This is a genomic window from Paenibacillus prosopidis (assembly GCF_003337375.1).
Lineage (GTDB): Bacteria > Bacillota > Bacilli > Paenibacillales > Paenibacillaceae > Pristimantibacillus > Pristimantibacillus prosopidis.
Map to the genome: position 1 here is coordinate 223,148 of NZ_QPJD01000008.1, position 19,428 is coordinate 242,575.

22 protein-coding genes and 7 tRNA genes are annotated in these 19,428 nt (G+C 46.8%); 23 read left to right on the top strand and 6 right to left on the bottom strand.

Features of this window, described 5'->3' with window-relative positions; genetic code table 11:
• Positions 1 to 90: 90 nt before the first annotated feature.
• Together DFP97_RS14525 and DFP97_RS14530 are read left to right on the top strand one after the other, a co-directional pair.
• Positions 91 to 1,011 (top strand): ABC transporter ATP-binding protein, encoded by a 921-nt coding sequence (locus DFP97_RS14525; protein ID WP_114380913.1) that lies wholly within the window; start codon positions 91 to 93, stop codon positions 1,009 to 1,011.
• A complete protein-coding gene (locus tag DFP97_RS14530) occupies positions 1,004 to 1,798 on the top strand; it encodes an ABC transporter permease (RefSeq protein ID WP_114380914.1) in 795 nt (264 codons plus the stop codon). Before DFP97_RS14525 ends, DFP97_RS14530 begins: the two co-directional genes overlap by 8 nt.
• 81 nt (positions 1,799 to 1,879) lie before the next feature.
• Here DFP97_RS14530 and DFP97_RS14535 read toward each other — a convergent pair whose 3' ends face one another.
• On the bottom strand, positions 1,880 to 2,332 hold the full coding sequence (locus tag DFP97_RS14535; protein ID WP_114380915.1) for a bactofilin family protein: 453 nt from the start codon (positions 2,330 to 2,332) through the stop codon (positions 1,880 to 1,882).
• 5 nt (positions 2,333 to 2,337) lie between these two features.
• Positions 2,338 to 3,351 carry a M23 family metallopeptidase gene (locus tag DFP97_RS14540; RefSeq protein WP_114380916.1) on the bottom strand — a complete coding sequence of 338 codons (1,014 nt, stop codon included), beginning with the start codon at positions 3,349 to 3,351 and terminating at the stop codon, positions 2,338 to 2,340.
• A gap of 186 nt (positions 3,352 to 3,537) precedes the next feature.
• Here DFP97_RS14540 and rfbC point away from each other — a divergent pair, with 186 nt between their 5' ends.
• The 7 genes from rfbC to DFP97_RS14575 all read left to right on the top strand — a co-directional run bounded on the left by rfbC (position 3,538) and on the right by DFP97_RS14575 (position 10,562).
• Positions 3,538 to 4,095 carry a dTDP-4-dehydrorhamnose 3,5-epimerase gene (gene rfbC / locus DFP97_RS14545; RefSeq protein WP_114380917.1) on the top strand — a complete coding sequence of 186 codons (558 nt, stop codon included), beginning with the start codon at positions 3,538 to 3,540 and terminating at the stop codon, positions 4,093 to 4,095.
• Positions 4,096 to 4,104: 9 nt separating this feature from the next.
• Positions 4,105 to 5,127 (top strand): dTDP-glucose 4,6-dehydratase, encoded by a 1,023-nt coding sequence (rfbB, locus tag DFP97_RS14550; protein WP_114380918.1) that lies wholly within the window; start codon positions 4,105 to 4,107, stop codon positions 5,125 to 5,127.
• Positions 5,128 to 5,137: 10 nt separating this feature from the next.
• Positions 5,138 to 5,977, top strand: coding sequence for a dTDP-4-dehydrorhamnose reductase (rfbD, locus tag DFP97_RS14555; protein WP_114381015.1), 840 nt, complete (start codon positions 5,138 to 5,140; stop codon positions 5,975 to 5,977).
• 129 nt (positions 5,978 to 6,106) lie between these two features.
• Positions 6,107 to 7,537 carry a cardiolipin synthase gene (cls, locus tag DFP97_RS14560; RefSeq protein WP_114380919.1) on the top strand — a complete coding sequence of 477 codons (1,431 nt, stop codon included), beginning with the start codon at positions 6,107 to 6,109 and terminating at the stop codon, positions 7,535 to 7,537.
• 80 nt (positions 7,538 to 7,617) lie between these two features.
• Positions 7,618 to 7,800: a hypothetical protein gene (locus DFP97_RS14565; protein ID WP_114380920.1), complete on the top strand. Its 183-nt coding sequence runs from the start codon at positions 7,618 to 7,620 to the stop codon at positions 7,798 to 7,800.
• Between the two features lie 52 nt (positions 7,801 to 7,852).
• Positions 7,853 to 8,035: an H-type small acid-soluble spore protein gene (locus tag DFP97_RS14570; protein WP_114380921.1), complete on the top strand. Its 183-nt coding sequence runs from the start codon at positions 7,853 to 7,855 to the stop codon at positions 8,033 to 8,035.
• Positions 8,036 to 8,219: 184 nt separating this feature from the next.
• Positions 8,220 to 10,562 carry an S-layer homology domain-containing protein gene (locus tag DFP97_RS14575; RefSeq protein WP_114380922.1) on the top strand — a complete coding sequence of 781 codons (2,343 nt, stop codon included), beginning with the start codon at positions 8,220 to 8,222 and terminating at the stop codon, positions 10,560 to 10,562.
• A 73-nt stretch (positions 10,563 to 10,635) separates the two neighbouring features.
• Here DFP97_RS14575 and DFP97_RS14580 read toward each other — a convergent pair whose 3' ends face one another.
• Positions 10,636 to 10,947, bottom strand: coding sequence for a dehydrogenase (locus DFP97_RS14580; protein WP_114380923.1), 312 nt, complete (start codon positions 10,945 to 10,947; stop codon positions 10,636 to 10,638).
• A 79-nt stretch (positions 10,948 to 11,026) separates the two neighbouring features.
• Positions 11,027 to 11,473, bottom strand: coding sequence for a cupredoxin domain-containing protein (locus tag DFP97_RS14585; protein ID WP_114380924.1), 447 nt, complete (start codon positions 11,471 to 11,473; stop codon positions 11,027 to 11,029).
• A gap of 165 nt (positions 11,474 to 11,638) precedes the next feature.
• Here DFP97_RS14585 and uptA point away from each other — a divergent pair, with 165 nt between their 5' ends.
• The 5 genes from uptA to DFP97_RS14610 all read left to right on the top strand — a co-directional run bounded on the left by uptA (position 11,639) and on the right by DFP97_RS14610 (position 16,562).
• Positions 11,639 to 12,247, top strand: coding sequence for an undecaprenyl phosphate transporter UptA (gene uptA / locus DFP97_RS14590; protein WP_114381016.1), 609 nt, complete (start codon positions 11,639 to 11,641; stop codon positions 12,245 to 12,247).
• 62 nt (positions 12,248 to 12,309) lie between these two features.
• Positions 12,310 to 12,876, top strand: a complete 567-nt coding sequence (locus DFP97_RS14595) for a thioredoxin family protein (RefSeq protein ID WP_114380925.1) — start codon at positions 12,310 to 12,312, stop codon at positions 12,874 to 12,876.
• 6 nt (positions 12,877 to 12,882) lie between these two features.
• Entirely contained in the window at positions 12,883 to 13,548 is a 666-nt protein-coding gene (locus tag DFP97_RS14600; protein WP_245976238.1) for an MBL fold metallo-hydrolase, read from the top strand.
• A gap of 37 nt (positions 13,549 to 13,585) precedes the next feature.
• Entirely contained in the window at positions 13,586 to 15,829 is a 2,244-nt protein-coding gene (locus tag DFP97_RS14605; protein ID WP_114381018.1) for a Tex family protein, read from the top strand.
• 151 nt (positions 15,830 to 15,980) lie between these two features.
• Positions 15,981 to 16,562 carry a nitroreductase family protein gene (locus DFP97_RS14610; RefSeq protein ID WP_114380926.1) on the top strand — a complete coding sequence of 194 codons (582 nt, stop codon included), beginning with the start codon at positions 15,981 to 15,983 and terminating at the stop codon, positions 16,560 to 16,562.
• Positions 16,563 to 16,757: 195 nt separating this feature from the next.
• Here the strand turns inward: DFP97_RS14610 and cmpA are convergent, their stop codons facing one another.
• Together cmpA and DFP97_RS14620 are read right to left on the bottom strand one after the other, a co-directional pair.
• Positions 16,758 to 16,901, bottom strand: coding sequence for a cortex morphogenetic protein CmpA (gene cmpA, locus DFP97_RS14615; protein WP_114380927.1), 144 nt, complete (start codon positions 16,899 to 16,901; stop codon positions 16,758 to 16,760).
• Positions 16,902 to 16,979: 78 nt separating this feature from the next.
• On the bottom strand, positions 16,980 to 17,342 hold the full coding sequence (locus DFP97_RS14620) for a hydrolase/acyltransferase (protein ID WP_114380928.1): 363 nt from the start codon (positions 17,340 to 17,342) through the stop codon (positions 16,980 to 16,982).
• 131 nt (positions 17,343 to 17,473) lie between these two features.
• Between DFP97_RS14620 and DFP97_RS14625 the strand changes: the two genes are divergently transcribed.
• The 9 genes from DFP97_RS14625 (at position 17,474) to DFP97_RS14665 (ending at position 19,417) form a co-directional block, all read left to right on the top strand.
• Positions 17,474 to 17,950 carry a SprT family protein gene (locus DFP97_RS14625; protein ID WP_114380929.1) on the top strand — a complete coding sequence of 159 codons (477 nt, stop codon included), beginning with the start codon at positions 17,474 to 17,476 and terminating at the stop codon, positions 17,948 to 17,950.
• 30 nt (positions 17,951 to 17,980) lie between these two features.
• Positions 17,981 to 18,056, top strand: a tRNA-Asn gene (locus tag DFP97_RS14630).
• A gap of 5 nt (positions 18,057 to 18,061) precedes the next feature.
• A tRNA-Ser gene (locus tag DFP97_RS14635) sits at positions 18,062 to 18,152 on the top strand.
• 109 nt (positions 18,153 to 18,261) lie between these two features.
• A tRNA-Glu gene (locus DFP97_RS14640) sits at positions 18,262 to 18,336 on the top strand.
• A 50-nt stretch (positions 18,337 to 18,386) separates the two neighbouring features.
• A tRNA-Lys gene (locus tag DFP97_RS14645) sits at positions 18,387 to 18,462 on the top strand.
• A 55-nt stretch (positions 18,463 to 18,517) separates the two neighbouring features.
• Positions 18,518 to 18,602, top strand: a tRNA-Leu gene (locus DFP97_RS14650).
• 184 nt (positions 18,603 to 18,786) lie between these two features.
• A complete protein-coding gene (locus DFP97_RS14655; protein ID WP_114380930.1) occupies positions 18,787 to 19,101 on the top strand; it encodes a hypothetical protein in 315 nt (104 codons plus the stop codon).
• A gap of 113 nt (positions 19,102 to 19,214) precedes the next feature.
• A tRNA-Glu gene (locus tag DFP97_RS14660) sits at positions 19,215 to 19,289 on the top strand.
• A gap of 52 nt (positions 19,290 to 19,341) precedes the next feature.
• Positions 19,342 to 19,417, top strand: a tRNA-Lys gene (locus tag DFP97_RS14665).
• Positions 19,418 to 19,428 lie beyond the last annotated feature (11 nt).

The window sequence follows — 19,428 nt, forward strand, 5'->3', positions numbered from 1 at the left end:
TGGTAAAGGTTTGGACTTATATAAAAAGAAATAATGCGAATGCTGGGCAAATCATGTTATTCGCGAAGGATAGAGGAGGAGCGCAGCAATATGGATCACCCGATTGTCAAACTGCAAAATGTAACGAAACGGATCGGCAAACGAACCATTATTGATCGATTGACGCTTGATTTACCGCTTGGAGAAGTGTTTGGCTTCCTCGGACCGAACGGTTCAGGCAAGACGACAACGATTCGGATGATGGTCGGATTGATGTCTCTGACAGACGGCGAAATTACGATTGGCGGATACAGTGTAACGAAGCAATACGAGAAAGCGATTCGCCATGTCGGAGCAATCGTTGAAAACCCCGAGATGTATAAATATTTGACTGGTTATCAAAACCTGATTCATTATGCGCGTATGATCCCGGGTATAACGGAGCACCGGGTTCATGAGGTTGTTAGACTTGTCGGCCTTGAAGGTCGAATTCACGATAAAGTAAAAACCTATTCACTGGGTATGCGGCAGAGGCTGGGAGTCGCTCAGGCGATATTGCATAAGCCGCAGCTGCTTATCTTAGATGAACCGACGAACGGTCTAGACCCTGCTGGCATCCGGGAGCTTCGCGATTATTTGCGCCAGCTTTCCAAAGATGAAGGCATTGCCGTATTCGTTTCCAGTCATTTGTTATCCGAGATGGAGCTTATGTGCGATCGTGTTGCTATTATTCAAAACGGCAAGCTTATTGACGTGCGAACGATTCGAGGCTCACAAGCTGAAACAGAATCTTTACGCGTGCTTATCGAGGTTGATCGCCCGCAAGGGGCAATCGAGGCACTGCTTACCATAGGGCAATCTGCGGTGATTGATGGTGATAATTTGATTGCAATCGAAGCGGATAGAGAAAGCACAGCGGCTATTAATGCTGCGCTTGTTGCCGCGGGCATCAAGGTTTATGGCATTCGCACTCATGTGAAATCGCTTGAGGATCAATTTTTGGAAGTGACGGGAGGGGAACGGATTGGGTAATTTTTTGCAGCTTGTTCAAAATGAAAACATGAAAATATACCAGCGTCCCCGTACCTGGATAATGGCAGGCATTTTGGTCGCATCGGTATTATTAATCTCCATATTATGGGTTTCGGTTGGTGGAAGAGACACGTCGATGTGGGAAGTCGCATTTATAGAGTCGTCGATTTTGTTCCTGCTTGTTACAATCTTTACGGTTGTAATTGCCGCTGGAGGAGTAGCAGAGGAGTTTACGAGCGGAACCATTAAGCTGCTGCTTATTCGCCCTTGGTCGCGGTCGAAAATTTTGTTGTCCAAATATATTTCGATCATAATGTTTGCTGTAATGCTTGCTGTTTTATTGTTCGCTAGCACGATACTTGTCAACTGGGTTTGCTTCGGGATCAATGCATCGCCGGAAGTGCAGCCCCCCATTCGCGGATTAAACGGAATATCACCTGTTTCTTATATGCTTCAGTACTACGCTTTGACGTTGGTGTCGTTAGTAGTGACAGTAACGCTAGCCTTCATGCTTTCGACTGTTTTCCGCAGCGGCGGACTTGCAATAGGGTTTTCGTTGTTTCTGCTGCTGGGAGTCAACAGTTTTGTTGCCCTGATTGCAATGCTCGAATACAAATGGATCGACTACCTGTTGTTTATTCATTTGAACCTAACGCAATATTTAGATGGGAATCCGATGCGGGAAGGAATGACCTTAGGTTATTCACTCGGAGTGCTTGGCATCTACTACGCCGTGTTCGTCGCATTGACCTGGTATATTTTCAACAAACGCGATGTTGCTGCCTAGCTATCTTCATCATAAAAGCCGTTCCCGGCTGCGTTTCCCTCGATAGAGAGAGGCGGCAGGTGAACGGCTTTTTCTCTTGCATTATCCTGCTTGAAGCGATTTTTCTTTGGAATCCTTCGTAATCGAGTCCTTATTATGAAGCTGAGACGTCTCCGATTCCGCTAGCGGGCGGTTCTTTCCATCCTGTGCATGCACCATATAGCAGTTTCCGTTAAGCATGCCCCCATCCTGAATGATAAGCGTATGTGCCGTAATATTTCCGGTTAGATGACCGGATGGTGTAATAATCAGTCGCCCCATTGTGAGGATATCGCCAAATATTTTGCCAGCGACTGTAATATCGCGGGCTGAAATATTCGATCGAGCGATACCGCATTCTCCGATAATGACGTCGCCCTTGCATTCGATGTCTCCGCGATGCTCCCCTTCGATACGAAGGTTAGCATCGCATATCATTTTCCCCTCGCTCAGCGTACCTTGTCCGATTAACGTATCGGTTGCTGAGAGCCGTTTGTTTTCTTTTTCTTTAAACATCGATTTTAGTCCTCCTTTACCAAAGCAAGAAATTTTAAAGGATTGACGGGCTCGCTCTTTTGCATAATTTGAAAATGTAAATGAGGCCCCGTGCTTCTGCCGCTCGAGCCTAATAAGCCGATTTTCTCGCCGCGGACGACGATGTCGCCTTCATGAGCTTCGATATGTTTTAAGTGCATATAAACGCTTTGCAGGCCTCCCAAGTGATCGATAATGATAAACCTGCCTAGGGAGCTGTCGAAGCCGGTTTCCGTTACATTACCATCCGCAGCACTATATACCGGGTCACCAAGCTCGCCTGCTATGTCAATGCCTGCATGGAATGTCTTCCGTCCAGTGAACGGATCACTACGATAACCAAAACCGGAAGTCATTTGCCTTGAGCGTGTAGGCCATTCGGATGGGTAGGCATCCACGGTAGTTCGTTTGGCAGATGCGAGCTTCAGCGTTAGCTCCATCGATTGTTCCATCGTGTCGACCATTGCGCTTAGAGCTTTTAGATCGAGTCCGGTATGCTGCGCAAGTGAGGCCATTCGTTTCGTGTTTTGCATGATCGGAGTGTACGAGCTAGGGGTGTCCGCTATTGCCGATAATGTCTTTACTGATCGTTCTTTTGAGCGGCTTGAGCTCTGGCTACTTGATGGTTCTATGGAGCTGCCGTACGTTTCGATGAACTGCTTTAGCTTAAGCTCTAGCTCCTGCAGCTCACTAACCTTATTTTTCATTTCTTGCGCTTGGCGCGACAGTCCAAGTATTTCCTGCTGCAGGGAGACGATCGCTTCGTCCTTTTCGGATACAGTTTGCGTGAAATAGGCATTTTGCTTCGACAATTGTTCTTCCAAATGGTTTAGCTCATAAGCCGACTTCATTTGGAGTCCCGCAATACAGCCCGAAACCGCGAGCACGGCTGCCGTCGGAGCGGCTAAGACCGACCGCTTTGATACATGAAACTGCTTGACGGTTTTGTCAGCGCCGCGCATCACCACAAAAGACCATTTTGGCTTCCGCGCTCCTTTCAATAGGTTTCTCCTTCCTGCTGGGTTCTGACATAGTTAATCATAACGCTCTTAAGCTATTTATTCTTGGATGCTATAAAACATGCCATAAAACTTATTCAAAAACAGTCATGCTGTGGAAATTTGAAGCAAGAATGTAAATTATGCATATATTGAAACAAACTTAAACTGTATAAGAGCAGGTGATGTATGTTAACGATTCAATCGAAACTCTCGGGCGTTAAACTATTGGAACCAGCTGTAATGGGGGACCATAGAGGTTTTTTTATGGAAACCTATAATGAGCAAACCGCTCATGCCAATATGATTCCATACACATTTATTCAAGATAACCATTCTTTTTCTGCAGATGCAGGCGTGCTTCGCGGCATGCATTACCAATTATCACCGAAAGCACAAACAAAGCTGGTGCGAGTTACTGCAGGCGCTATCTATGATGTTGTTGTGGATATACGAAGGGGCTCTCCTACCTTTGGACAGTGGCAAGGTTTTATTCTGAGTGCGGCTAACAAACGGCAGCTGCTCGTCCCCCAAGGTTTCGCACATGGCTTCTGTACATTAGTTACTAATTGTGAGGTTCAATATAAAGTTGATGCATTATATTCCCCTGAACATGATCGTGGCATAGCCTGGAATGATCCGGCTCTTGCAATTGACTGGCCAACGTCAAAGCCAATAACGTCGGACAAGGATGGAAAGCATCCCGTATTGGCCAAAGCGGAAATTAACTTTGTATACGAGGGGTGAGCTGCACTGATGAAACTGCTTGTTACTGGCGGAGCCGGATTTATCGGCAGTAACTTTGTACATTATTTGATGTACAACTATCCGGGCTATGAGATTGTAAATGTCGATGCTCTGACATACGCTGGAAATCTCGAAAATTTGCGTTCAGTCGAGAAACTTTCGAACTATACGTTCGTGAAAGCAGATATTGTGGAGCGTACGGAATTGGAGCCGCTGTTTAAGTCGGGCATCGATGCTGTCATAAATTTTGCAGCCGAATCGCATGTCGATCGGAGCATTCTTCATCCAGATATTTTTGTGCGCACGAATATTGTTGGAACACAGACGCTGCTCAAATTATCTAAGGACTATAACGTAAAAAAATTTGTACAGGTTTCTACAGATGAGGTTTACGGTACACTTGGAGAGACTGGATTTTTTACCGAAGAAACGTCGCTCGCACCAAACAGTCCATATTCAGCAAGCAAAGCCGGAGCCGATCTGCTTGTACGCGCTTACCATGAGACATTTGGCCTTAATATTAATATTACGCGCTGCTCCAACAATTATGGTCCTTATCAATTTCCAGAGAAGCTGGTTCCGCTTATGATAAAAAATGCACTTGAGAACAAGTCTCTGCCTGTATACGGTGACGGACTGCATGTACGTGATTGGTTATACGTTGAGGATCATTGCTGCGCCCTTGATTTGGTGCTGCACAAAGGGAAAAATGGCGAGGTATACAACATTGGTGGACGAAACGAGAGGAACAACCTGCAGGTTGTCCAAACAATTCTGGAAGAGCTTGGTAAACCAAAATCACTTGTCTCGTATGTGAAGGATCGTTCAGGCCATGATCGCCGCTATGCGATTAATGCCGATAAAATCCGTCATGAGCTTGGCTGGCAACCAGCATACAACTACGAGGACGGCATGAAGAAAACGATTCATTGGTATTTAAGCAACAAAGAATGGATGGAGAAGGTTATATCCGGTACCTATCAAAACTACTATAAAATCCAGTACAAGGAACGGCTGGAGGCTAATGAATAGCATGTCAAAAATAAAAATTATCGTAACAGGCGCTAATGGACAGCTTGGAAGGGAATTGACGCAATGGACGACAGAAGCGGTTGAAATTGTTGGACTCGCTCGAGGTGAGTTAGATGTCACTAACCTGTCAGCATGCCGCAACCTATTCACTTTTCATCGTCCGGACGTCGTTATTCATTGCGCAGCTTACACAGCTGTCGATAAAGCTGAGTATGAGTACGATGCTGCTTTTCGTGTGAATGCTGCAGCAACTCGAAATGTTTCAGTAGCTGCTCGGGAAGTCGGCGCTAAACTATGCTACATCAGTACGGACTATGTATTTGACGGCAAGGGCAATACGCCTTACAGGGAATATGATCAAACAAATCCGCTGACGGTATATGGGAAATCGAAATTAGCCGGAGAGCAGGCGGTGCAAGCGCTACATGATCGATTTTATATCGTACGCACTTCATGGGTATATGGGAAATACGGCAATAACTTTGTGAAGACGATGTTAAACATTGCGAGTGAACGTGATCGGGTGAAAGTCGTGGCAGATCAAATAGGCTCTCCGACATATACGCGTGATTTGGCAGCTTTTTTGCTGGAGCTGGTGGAAACCGATTATTATGGCATTTTCCACGCCTCTAATAGCGGGTCTTGTTCCTGGTTTGAGTTTGCAAAGGCGATTTTCGAGGAAAGCGGAATGAATATTTTAGTTGAGCCATGCACAACAGCAGATTTTCCGAGACCCGCTCTCAGGCCTGCGTACTCGGTTATGGACCAAAGTGCAATTCGCATTTATGGACTCCAGACTTTGCGACCCTGGAAAGAAGCCTTAAGTGAATATCTTAATTACTGCGAGTGATGCAAGCCCGTCCGATTAGAAATAATCGACGGGCTTTTTCTACACAGTAGCAGTATACGTTTCCATTCAAGGGCTCAAACTAGATACGATTGTTAGGTGCTCGAGGCGTCGAGGAGAAGAGGTGTTCACATGGCTGCATGGCTCGTTTGGCTGACCGCTGCGCTCTTCGTTTATATTGCTCAATTGGCGGCTATTTTTCTGATGGAGCACCGCCGTCCTGCGCAGATGACAGCATGGCTCTTTATCGGGTTTGTATGCCCGATAATCGGTTTTGTCGCCTATATCATGCTCGGTAAGGATTTCACGAGAAGAAGACGAATGGAGCGATATAAGCAGGAGAAGATTCAATATGCGAGCGAAATGTCAGAAACAGTCAACGGTGCTCATGAAATCGGCAACGAGGAGCTGCAGCAGCAAGAAAAGCTTTATGCCATGCTTACAGGGTTAGTGGACTTTCCGATAACAAGCCGCAATGAAACGACAATACTGACAAACGGAAAAGCTACGTTTAAGGCGATATTAGAGCAGCTTGAAAAAGCACGCCATCATATTCATTTGGATTACTATACCATTCGCGATGATGGGATTGGCAGGCGTTTTTTGGAAGTGCTTGTTCGTAAAGCTAAGGAGGGCATTGAGGTGCGGCTCGTATACGACGGCATCGGCAGCTTGCACCTGAGCGAGCAGTACATACAAGAGCTGCGCGCAGCTGGCGTTCAGACAAGCTGTTTTCTTCCGCCCCGCATTGCTTTTTACGACAGAAGATTAAATTATCGCAACCATCGTAAAATTGTTGTTGTGGATGGAAAGGTTGGTTTTGTCGGAGGCATAAATATCGGAGATGAGTATATAGGGAAAGAACCTAAGCTGGGCTTTTGGCGGGATACGCATTTGCAGCTGGAAGGCGACTCTGTTTATTTTTTGCAGGAGCTCTTTATGAATGATTGGGCGTTTGCGGCTAAGGAGAAGCTTGAAAGCAGCCCCTATATGCCTGTGCATCAATGCGGTGGGAAAGAACGAGTTCTTATCGTGTCTAGTAAGCCTGGTCATAATGAAAGGAAAATTATGGATGTTATGTTTGCGGCGATTACAGCGGCTAAAACCCGGATTTATATAACTACTCCATACTTTATCCCCGATCCTAGTCTGATGATGGGATTAAGGACGGCTGCGCTCAGCGGTGTTGACGTTAAGCTTATTATTCCCGGCGTGGCTGATTCCAGGCTCGTTCTGCTCGCTACCTTTTCCTATATTCAGGACCTGCTTGAAGCAGGCGTTAAAGTATACCGTTATGCGAAAGGATTCGTTCACGCAAAAGTCATGATTGTCGATCGGATGCTGGGAATGGTTGGAACCGCGAATGTCGATATGCGCAGCTTGCACAGCAACTTTGAGCTTAATGCGGTGCTATTCGATCCTCGTACGATAAAACGGCTGGAAGCAGATTTTATGGACGATTTGCAAAATAGCCGGGAGATGGAGCTGCAGCATTTTATGAGGAGATCTTGGCGACAGAAGGCTGTGGAGTCGATTCTCCATATTCTCTCTCCCATGCTTTGAAGGATGAATGGTTAACGTACAATTCGGGCATATTTCTCGAGAGGGCAAACAAAGCTAAGCTGTCGAAGGAGGGAACTCGAATGACTGATCCAAACAATCAGGACAAGCTGACATCAGGAGAGCCGAAGGATGAAGGCCGGGACGAGTATTTTATGGACATCGATCGAATGGTGAATGAAGGATTAGGCGGCGGCAATGTGACGCTTCAAAACGGCCTTATTGACGAATCCACAACAGATACGATGGACCAGGAAACTAAGTAAATGCATTCAAAGCAAGTTTTGTGGACAAAACTTTTCAGGAGGAATAAAAAGCATGGACACAGCACGCGCGAAACAAATCTACGAGTCTGAACAGACTTTCTTAGTACAGCTTGACGGAGATTCCGTTTGGATTGAAAATGTAGATGAGGCAAACGGCATGGCGACGGTAATGGTAGAAAATAATCCGGTTAATACAAAAACGGTATCCTGCGATCGTCTGCACGAAGGAAAGTAAATTCCCATTTGACAGTTAAAGATCGCAAATCAAGAGAGCTCGGACAAAGACGCGAAAAACGTGCTTTGCAACGGGCTCTTTTTTGTTTGGAAAAAAATGAAACTTTATCCTATTTTATAACGTTTAATAGGAGGTGTATGATTCTGGAAATTAAATACTTTGATGAGGGGATGGATGTATTTTGATGAACAAAGTAACGGGGAAACGCAAGCAGCTCACTGTAGGCCGAACGGTTTTAAGCGCAGCATTGACGCTTGGACTCCTGCAGGCTCCTCTTTACGGGAGCACGGCCTTCGCGGCCTCAGAAGTCACGGTAACGGCAGCAGACGACAAGATTTCGAGGGATGTAAGTCAAACGAATAACGATGAAAGCGGAGCGAAAATAACGAAGGAGCAAGCGGTTGAGCGTACGATAAGCTTGTTCCCAGAGCTGAAGGATGCCCGCATGGAGCGTGTTGAATGGGGAAACGGGAACGTGTATCCGCCTTCGGACGAGAAAATTTGGACCATTCATTGGACGATTGAATCCGGGAATCACAGCATGGGCTTCTCGACGCAGTTGGATGCAATAACGGGAGATCTTATTCAATATTATAACCATTATGAAGTAGAACCACAGGCCTACTACCCGCCGAAGGTTACTCGCGAAGCCGCCCGGGATATCGCTAAAAAGTTTATTGAAACTGCAGCCCCTTCCCTGAATTTAGAGCAGCTTAAAGAAGAACCCTTCTACGGCTTGGCAGGACGGACTGCCTTATTCGGACCCGTGCAGTATCATTTTTATTTTAATATCACCGTAAATGGTATTACTGCAAGCAATTCGACAGTAACGTTAAGCGTTGACGGCAACGGAAAGATTGTTTCTTATCATGGTCACCGGTCGCAAGCGGAGTATCCGTCGGCCGATACTGTCCTGACGAAGCAGCAAGCGGAGCAAAAGCTTAAGGATTCGCTCAAGTTAAGCTTAGCCTACATACCGGATTACGGTAAAATGTATTACAATCCTCCCAATGTACAGACCTACCGCTTAGGTTATGTATGGAATGACATATCCCCTTTATTAATCGATTCCAAGACAGGCAAGTTCGTGAATTACGAGGGTAAAGAGGCGAATGAGGGCCCTACGACTTATTCGGCCTTTGAGCCTATCGGCACACCATTTGTTGAAAACAAAGAAAAGCAGCTGTCTGAAGAGCAAGCTCTCGAAATTGTAAAGAAATTTGCTTCGATACCTGCGGACTACGATCGGAATTCTTCCTCATTAGTCCAAGATTGGCGTAACGTAAAGCGTAACGTTTGGGAGTTTAGATGGTCCCAAAACATGGCGATGGGTCCTTATCCGTCGGATATCTCCGCCTCGGTCGACGCGGACAGCGGACAGCTGCTTGAGTTTAATAAGTATGATTTTTATTTTGGAAACGAAACAACAGAGCCTGTGAAGCCGGTGCCCTCTATTACAGAGCAGCAAGCACGCAGCAAGGCGATAGAGGCCGTAACAGCGCTATATCCGAACGTATCCAAAAATTTTCGACTGCAAGAAAATAAAGCTAAAGTCGAGGATCCGGGTAAAACGGCCTATAGATTTGCATTTCAGTTTTTTTACGAAGACATCCGGGTCCAAGATCATTCTATCATGGTCAATTTAGACGGCGATGGGAAGCTAATTAACTATAGCTCGCCTTACATCGATTTTTCTGATGTGGAGAAGAAGCTTGCCGGCTTGAAGGCGACCGTATCGCAAGAAGCAGCGCTATTGACGTATCAAAACGCACTGACCACTGAGCTGCGCTACATGAATTTTGGCGGTTATTATGTTGGCGGGCAGCGTGCCAAGACCGAGACTAAGCTCATTTATTTACCGGTACTGGGGGAGAATCATTCTGCTTATTTTGTTCATGCGGCAACGGGAGAATTAGTACCGTATTACAATAATCAGACGGGTTCGGAATCAGCAGAACCGACTGATATATCCAAGCATTGGGCGAGCGGGCAGCTGGCTGTTATGGTTGAGCGCGGCGTGCTTGTTCCCGATGAGAAAGGACTTGTTCATCCTAACGAGAACCTGACGCTCGGCGGATGGTTAAATATGTTTTTCCGCGGCTTTAATCCAGACGGTGGATATTATTACGGAGATGATAAGACGCAGTTTGCAGACGTGGCAGCGGATAGCGAATACGCAGCTGCCGTCAGCTTTTTCGTAAATCGCGGATGGATGAAAGCGAACCCGTCGGGTAAGCTCAATCCCGGGAAGACTTTAACGCGCGGGGAGTTGGCTGAGCAGCTAACGTCTATTTTGAATTACGATAAGCTTGCCGGGTATATGAATCAGGACAAAGATATTGCAACGCTGAAGGACGCGGCAGCAATAAAAAATAAGGGTGCGGCGGCTGTAGCGTTGAAGCTGGGATTGCTTACACCGTCAGGCGGCAAGTTTAATCCGAACGCGCCTGTAACGAAAGCGCAAGCAAGCGTCATTATGCTCCGTTTAGTTACATTGCAGGGCAAGGTAGATACGCCGATTATGTAGTTTTACAGTTCGCATAAGGTTCTGGAAACAAAAAAACCTGACGGCAGCAAGCCGTCAGGTTATTCGATTGCAATTAGCCGCCGTAAGCTTCGCGGAAGGCCGTGCATAGCTTGGCGCGGTCAACTTCCCATAGCTCAGCGATTTCAGCGCTGACGTTCTCGTCCCACCAGTCGGATTGTACCTTGCGATTGCTTTCATTTTCGACGATCCAGGTCAAGTTGAGGATAACCTTTTTGAAATAGATCGCTTCGGCCTGATCCATCTTTTCCTTTGAAATCCATACCTTCATCCGCTTGGCGGTACGGTACAGCTCATTGCTGCAGGCTCTTCGAATTTTGCGCGCGGTCGGATAGCCGGCGGTATGCTTTTGCGCGTTGGATTTCATTGTAAACCGACTCCTCTCTACCCCATATGTATGCGCCCGGGGAGGAGTAGGTCACTAGGTTAGCTTCACATACGAATAATCATTGCACGACGATATAACCGACCATAGGTCCGCCGGAATGCATATCGGTATGTGTCAAGCATAAAACGGGGTAGGTGCCTGCCTTGTCGGCGGTGAACCGTACAACTGTCGTTTTGCCCTTCGTTACTTCACCGCGGATGCCGAGGCCTTCCACAACAAACGGATGGCTATTACCGTTTACACCGCTGATTTGAAGCTCGATTGGCTCTCCCTTGTTTACGATTATGGTACCTGGGTGCCAAATGTACACTTCAAGTTTTTTGCCTTCGGCGGTTTGGGTTTCGTATTCGCCTGTAACAAGCTGGATGACCCGTGCCTCGGAAGCCTGTCCGTTAACCGCCCGCGACTTATCCCAGCTTAAGTAGACGCCTGCTAAAATGATTATCGCCGCAACTACGATAAACAGCTGGATCTGTTTTTTACTTACAATTAATACTTTGGACATGATACGATCACCTCATCTATTGGTATGATTAAGGCTAGTCTATGCGGAGGCTTGTCAAGCCATGACAAAAGTGGAAGGCTGTCCATAACGTATGTTAGAATAGCTTCAGCGTTAGAGTTATAAGAGATAGAATTACATTAGATGGAAGGCGGATTGAGAGAAGGAATGGAATTTATTCATGAAATTTTGGATGGAGCATTAAAATGGGTTGAAAGCTTAGGGTATTTTGGAATTTTAATTGGACTATTAATTGAAGTTATCCCAAGTGAAATCGTACTGGGCTTCGGGGGGTACCTTGTATGGAAAGGAGAGATTTCCTTTTGGGGAGCCGTTCTATTTGGTACGCTTGGAGCGGTCGGTCAAAACTGGATACTCTATTGGATAGGCAGATACGGCGGACGTCCGATCATTGAGAAGTATGGGAAATTTATAAAAATCAAGCAGAAGCATGTGGACATCTCTGAAAATTGGTTCAACAAGTACGGTGCGGGAATTGTCTTCACAGCACGCTTCGTTCCGGTAATGAGACAGGTTATCTCAATCCCTGCGGGAATGGCACGCATGAATTTTGGATTGTTTACACTTCTTACAGCACTAGCATCCTTGCCATGGTCCATTTTATTTGTTTACTTAGGCAGGTCACTTGGCGAGAATTGGGATAAAATCGACGAAACAGCTGCGCCGTATGTGCAGCCTGCCATATTGATCGCAATAGCGCTGCTTATTGTATATGTCCTTTTCAAATTTTTACGCTCGCGCGGCAAATCGGTATAATGGAAGAGTGAAGGATGCGTTATTTAAGTATCGGCCATTAAATTGATGAAAGAGGGATTTATATGAGCAAAAGTGTAGCAGACAAGCTTGGCAAAGGAATCAGCCCGCAGCAGTTTATTGACGGGATGACAAAAAATAAAGAGTCGTTCATTGATTGGTCGGAGAAATTCGTTTGGACGGATGAGAGCGACAAAGCGTTTTTTGAATCATTAAACAACCGGGATGACCTTCGTTGTTTGATTTTGATGGCGGACTGGTGCGGCGACGTCGTACGTAATATTCCCGTAGTGTTCCGAGCGTTAGAGAACAGCGGTATTGAGACTGAAGTACTTATTATGGAAGAGCATTTGGATACAATGGAGCAATTTCTAACCATGGGCGGACGCGCTGTGCCGATCGTCATTATTGCAGACACGGGCGGCGCTGTGCTTGGACAATGGGGACCTCGTCCGAAGCATGTGCAGGAGGCGATGATTGCGTTTAAACAAGAAAATCCGGATCGTGATGCAGCCGATTATCAAGAAAAGCTGGCCGTTACCCGTCAAGAGATGGGGCGCCGCTATGGAGAAGGCATAGGCTACCAGTCCGTTATTGTAAAAGAATTACGTACATTACTGGAGTCGGTTTAAGCCGCTATGAGTACGGACATGAAGGTAGAGACATTTACTTTAGGACCTTTGCAAACGAATGCTTACTTATTGACCGTGAGGGAGCCTGCTGCCGCAGAAAGCGGACAACGGGCGGAGCGGGCGGTCATAATCGATCCAGGGATGAACCCCAAACGGCTGCTTGACCGCATCGAAGGCATAAAGGTAGAGGCTATTTTGCTTACACATGCTCATTTTGATCATATGGGCGGAGTAGATGAAGTGCGTAAGGCTGCCGGATGCCCTGTCTACATACATGATTTAGAGGCGGATTGGCTGACCGATCCGCGTAAGAACGGATCAATGCGGTGGCAGGATGTAACTCCGCCGTTATCGACTGATCCAGCAGAATATGCGCTCGCGGAAGGTCAGACGCTGAAAATGCTTGGTCTGACTTTCCGTGTCATGCATACACCGGGGCACTCTCCCGGCAGCGTTAGCTTCTTATGTGGTAACCATCTGTTTTCCGGCGATGTTTTATTTAAACTGTCGGTTGGTCGTACCGACTTGCCTGGCGGCCGCGAACGTGATTTGTATGATTCCATCCGGAAGAAGCTGTACAAGCTAAACCCTGATGTTATCGTCTATCCCGGACATGGCGGACGAACGACGATTGGATATGAAATGGCTAATAACCCGTATACAGGAGCATGAAGCAAAGGGCGGTGCATGACGTTTGACAGATATTAAGATGCAGCAGCATATAGAAGATTTAGAAGAGACATCTTTAAAATCAAAGCTTACGGCAGAGCAGAAAGCCGAAGAAAGTGAACGGATTATCAAAGGTATCGCCGCACAGCTGTCGATTCCGATTACGAAAGTAAAGTCCGCAGTCGGATTGCTGGATGAAGGGAACACGATCCCTTTTATCGCAAGATACCGGAAGGAAATGACCGGCGAGCTCGACGAGAACGACTTAAGATCGATTGAAGAGAAGCTTCAATATATGCGTAACCTTGAGGACCGTAAGCGCGAGGTTATCCGGCTTATTGACGAGCAGGGCAAACTAACGGATGTGCTGCGGGCCGATATAAACAAATCCGTTAAGCTGCAGGAGGTGGAAGACCTATATCGTCCCTACCGGCAAAAGCGCAAGACACGCGCCAGCGTCGCCAAGGAAAGGGGGTTGGAGCCGCTTGCCGAATGGCTGTGGTCGCAGCCCCGTCAAGGCGATCCGATCGCCCAAGCGGCCCTTTATATTTCTGTAGATAAAGGCGTACCAACGGCTCAGGATGCGCTGCAGGGTGCAATGGACATTATCGCTGAAAATATAGCCGACGATGCTTCCATTCGGGCATGGGTTCGTAAGTTCACGTTCGATCAGGCGCTCTTGAAAACAGAAGCGAAGAACGCTGCCGAGGAAACGGTGTACGAGATGTATTACAGCTATCAGGAGCCCGTTCGTAAACTTCCGCCGCATCGGGTTCTGGCGATTAACCGCGGTGAGCGTGAGGATGTGCTGCGCGTTACGTTCGATGTGCCTTCCGACCGTATTCACGAGCATATTCAGCGCAAGCTGCTGCGGAACGGTACGTCTTCATCCGTTCGTGACGTTCTGCTGACCGTTATAGAGGATTCGTATAAGCGTCTCATCTCGCCATCCATTGAACGTGAGGTAAGGGGCGAGCTAACCGAGAAAGCGGAGGAGCATGCCATCGCCATTTTCTCAGAAAACTTGCGTAATCTGCTGCTTCAGCCTCCTGTTCGCGGCAATATCGTGCTTGGTGTAGATCCTGCCTTCCGGACTGGCTGTAAGCTGGCGGTTATTGATGATACGGGCAAGCTGCTGGAGGTGGCGGTTACTTATCCTACCCCGCCTAACAATAAGGTGGCTGAAGCCGAGCGGTTGATTAACGGTTTGATCGATAAGTACAAAGTGGAATTGATCGTCATCGGCAACGGCACAGCTTCGCGCGAGACAGAGCAATTTATCGCAAGCTTAATTGGGAAGCGTAAAGCCGCTGCACCAGGCTCAGAAGAGCTGAAGTATATTATCGTGAATGAAGCGGGCGCAAGCGTATACTCGGCCTCAAAGCTGGCGCAGGAGGAGTTCCCGTCGCTTGATGTGGCCGAGCGAAGTGCGGTATCGATTGCCCGGAGACTGCAGGATCCGCTTGCCGAGCTTGTTAAGATAGAGCCGAAGGCGATCGGAGTCGGGCAGTATCAGCATGACGTAAGCCAGAAGCGGCTTGATGAAACGCTTGGCGGCGTAGTCGAATCAGCGGTTAACCATGTCGGAGTCGATGTGAACACGGCATCGGCATCTCTTCTCTCTTACGTGGCAGGCATTAATGCGACGATTGCTAAGAACATCGTAAAATTCCGTGAGGAGAACGGCCGCTTCGTTAAACGGACGCAGCTGCAAAAGGTACCGCGTCTAGGCGCAAAATCATACGAGCAATGTATCGGCTTTCTCCGCATACCGGAAGCAAGCTATCCGCTTGACCGAACGCCAATTCATCCTGAGTCATACGATGTCGTGGATAAGCTGTTTAATGAGCTGCAGCTCGAACTTAAGGAGCTGGGCTCAGAGGAGCAGAAGGCTAAGCTGTCGCAGGTAGATGCCGCGTCAATAGCGCCAACGCTTGGCGTAGGCGTTCCGACGCTGCGCGATATTGTGGACAGTCTGCTAAAGCCGGGACGGGATCCGAGAGAGGAGCTGCCGCCTCCAATCTTCCATACGGACGTGCTTAACTTAGAGGACTTGACGGCAGGCATGGAGCTGCAGGGAACGGTACGCAATGTAATCGACTTCGGAGCGTTCATCGATATCGGGATTAAGAACGACGGGCTTGTCCACATCTCGCAAATGAGCGATAAATTCGTGAAGCATCCGATGGATGTGGTGTCGGTTGGCGATACGGTGACGGTCTGGGTACTCAGCGTCGATCTAAAGAAAGGCCGCGTAAGCTTGACTATGCGCAAGCCTAGCTAAGTTCGATCTATATAAAGGGCTTGCCTATCTAGAGGCAAGCCCTTTATATTTTTTACGATCTAGTTATCAAAAATTAGTTCATTAAGAACAGGTTCAAACAAGAGATCAGTCTGAGGTTTCTTTTTTCAATGTACTTAATGAGCGCCACTCCGTGCGCAAATATGACAGCAGCTTTCTCATTTCACCGGAAGAAATTCGAGAAATTTTAGAGATCGCAACGAAAGCGCCGTCTTCTTCCAACATGCAGCCCTGGCGTTTTCTCGTTGTGACAGACCCGGAGCTCAAGAAGAAGCTTCACCCCATTGCCTTTAATCAACAGCAGGTTCTAGAGGCTTCTGCGATTGTCATTGTGCTTGGAGACCTGGAAATGTATAGCCTATCCGATAAAATATATGGAGCAGCTGTTGAAGCCGGCTATATGACAGAGGAAGTGGCGAACAACTTTATGGCGAACTCGACAAAATACTACACTTCTTTGCCGCCTGAGAGACTGAAGGAAATCGTTGTATTTGATACGGGGCTTGTAGCCATGCAAATTATGCTGACTGCGCGTGCTAAAGGCTATGATACCGTACCTATGGGCGGATATAACCGCGATCAAGTAAAAGATTTATTTCAAATTTCGGACCGCTATTTACCGACGCTGATGCTGCCAATCGGCAAAGCTGCAGCAGATGGGCATCCGACAACCCGTCTATCGGTAGACGATATTACATTTTTCAACGGGCTCTAAGTCAGGCTGTACAATAAAAGCGGAAACTAGCGTAAATGGGTGTCGCCGTCCTATGGAGGCGCAGCTTACGTTTCGCGGTGAAATATAAGCTAATATATAAGAGTAAAACTTATAAATTCTTATATTTTAAATAATAAACCGGCCCCTTCCATATGCGGAGGCCGGTTTTTTGCAATGCAAGCCTATTTGGCGTTATCATTGGAATTCGGTGCCGTTCACTTGTTCCTTCGGACTTTGTTTGTTACGGTAGAAATACCAGCAATCGTTAAGCAGCTTGATTTGCCTGCGGTCTTTCTTCTGAAATGCACGCATCAGTTGATTGCACAGCCACTGCGGCATACGCATCGTCCTCCTCCCGGGCCTAACTTGTTGTAATACTACAATATGGGGAAGGGCGAGTGTCCGTGCAGGTCCAACCTAATTGATCCGTTCTTCCTCGTACTCTTCGTACCATTGCTCAAGCTGTGCTTGAAGCGCACGAATTTCTGTCAGCAGCGAGATAAGGGGGTAGGATTTTTCCTGTACCCCGGCAAAATCCTTTTCCAGACTATTAATATAATCGAGACCGGATACGACGGTAATTGATGAATCATGCAGCTCGACGTCGTTGCATTCTGCTACAGCGTTGGGCAAGCTCGGGACATGCTCTGCCGTCAATTTATCGATTTCTTTATGAAGACGCAAATTCAGCGCGCTCAGCTGGTACGCATGAGAATGGGGCATCTCGACGAATTGGATAGAGTCATTCTGTTTCAATAAGACATAACGCATTGTTGCCATAATAGGTTTTGCTCTCCCCTCGGTATGTTACCGTACTTCAATTGCAAAGTTGTCTGCTTATTTAATAATTCCTACTTGACAGTGTAGCGTATCGAGCAATTAAAATTCAAGTAGTTAGGGGAGAATATTCAATGACAAACGAAGCTCTGCAGCAATGGGTAGAACATATTTCATTAACCTTTTTCGGTCGTCCGTTTCAGCATCAGGCAACATTTAACAGTCGGTTAACAGCAACGGGGGGACGCTACTTTACTCGATCGCATAACATCGAGATCAGTCCGCACCAGCTAAGTACCTTCGGGGAAGAGGAAACAGAAAAGATTATTAAGCATGAGCTATGTCATTATCATTTGCATATTTTGAAGCGGGGATACCGGCATCGTGATGCCGATTTCAAAAAATTGCTGGCGCATGTCGGAGGATCGCGTTATTGCCAGTCGCTTCCAGAGAGATCGCAACGCAAAACGATACCGTTTCGTTACAAGCTCTTATGCGGAAAATGCGGGATGGAATATCTGCGAAAACGGAAGCTTGACCCGGCAAAGTATGCATGCGGCAAATGTCGTGGAAAATTAAATTTAATAATCCTTGACATAAGTGCGGATTAATGATACATTATTACTTGTCACTTTTACTTTTCCCTGATAGCTCAGTTGGTAGAGCACTCGACTGTTAATCGAGTTGTCACAGGTTCGAGTCCTGTTCGGGGAGCCAGATTTGGAGAGATACCCAAGTGGCTCAAGGGGACCCTCTGCTAAGGGGTTAGACTGCGTAAGTGGTGCGAGGGTTCGAATCCCTCTCTCTCCGCCACATTTTTTCTCACAAGTGATTGCAACGGGGGACCGTTCAACCGGTCTTTTTTATTTGTCCAAGCAGGTTGCAGCCAAGTGATGAAGCCATTATTTATTCGAAATAACAAGGCCCGTTGGTCAAGGGGTTAAGACACCTCCCTTTCACGGAGGTAACAGGGGTTCGAATCCCCTACGGGTCACCATTCTTCCTCAGAGTGAAACAGCTCTCAAGAGCCAATTTCAGTCACAGTGAGAGCCATTAGCTCAGTTGGTAGAGCACCTGACTTTTAATCAGGGTGTCGAAGGTTCGAGTCCTTCATGGCTCACCATTTACTTCATCCCTCGAAGTAAGTGCGAGTGAAGGATTGATTAAACTTCAAATGTGCGGTAGTGGTGGAACGGCAGACACGCTATCTTGAGGGGGTAGTGTCCCATGGACGTGCAGGTTCAAATCCTGTCTACCGCACCATAACTTACTTTTTAACCGATTTATTAAGGTGAACTTAGAAAGTGTGATTTGTATGTTCGCACGTTTCTGATATATGATACCACTTTATATTCAGACCGTAAATCTGACTAGAGAGTGGTTTTTTCGTTATAAGTTGCTCATTGTCTCATAACAGATGCTTCATTAAGAAATGGGGATTGTAAAAATGAAAATAAACTTGAATTTTACGAACAAGGGACAAGCAGCGATTGGGAACTTTAATAATGAGGAATTGCTTGAGATTTTTGCCAGGTATAGCAACACGTTGATGAAAAAGTATTCGATTGAAGTAACGGTTCCGGCTGAAGGTAACGATGCGATTATCGATAAGGGTAAGTTGGTTGTACTTGTCGATAACGTGGAATGCGATGTTGAGACGTTCTTTAAAGAGCTGGGCAGAGATGTTAAGGTGCCTTTGAAGAAAAGACTTTCCCCTGAAGATAAATTAGACAATGTATTCAAAGCGGAGACGGTTGAATAACAAAGGCCGTTTCCCTGCTCAGATTAAGTGTGAAAAAATGCTTGTACTCAAGTGAATAAGTTGATATAATCTTTTTTGTTGTCTCGAGGAAACGATGTTCCTTTAGAAGAAACGGCCCGTTGGTCAAGGGGTTAAGACACCTCCCTTTCACGGAGGTAACAGGGGTTCGAATCCCCTACGGGTCACCATTATTCCCCAAAGTGAAATAGCTCTCAGGAGCCAAAATTTCAGTCACAGTGAGAGCCATTAGCTCAGTTGGTAGAGCACCTGACTTTTAATCAGGGTGTCGAAGGTTCGAGTCCTTCATGGCTCACCATTTACTTCAAC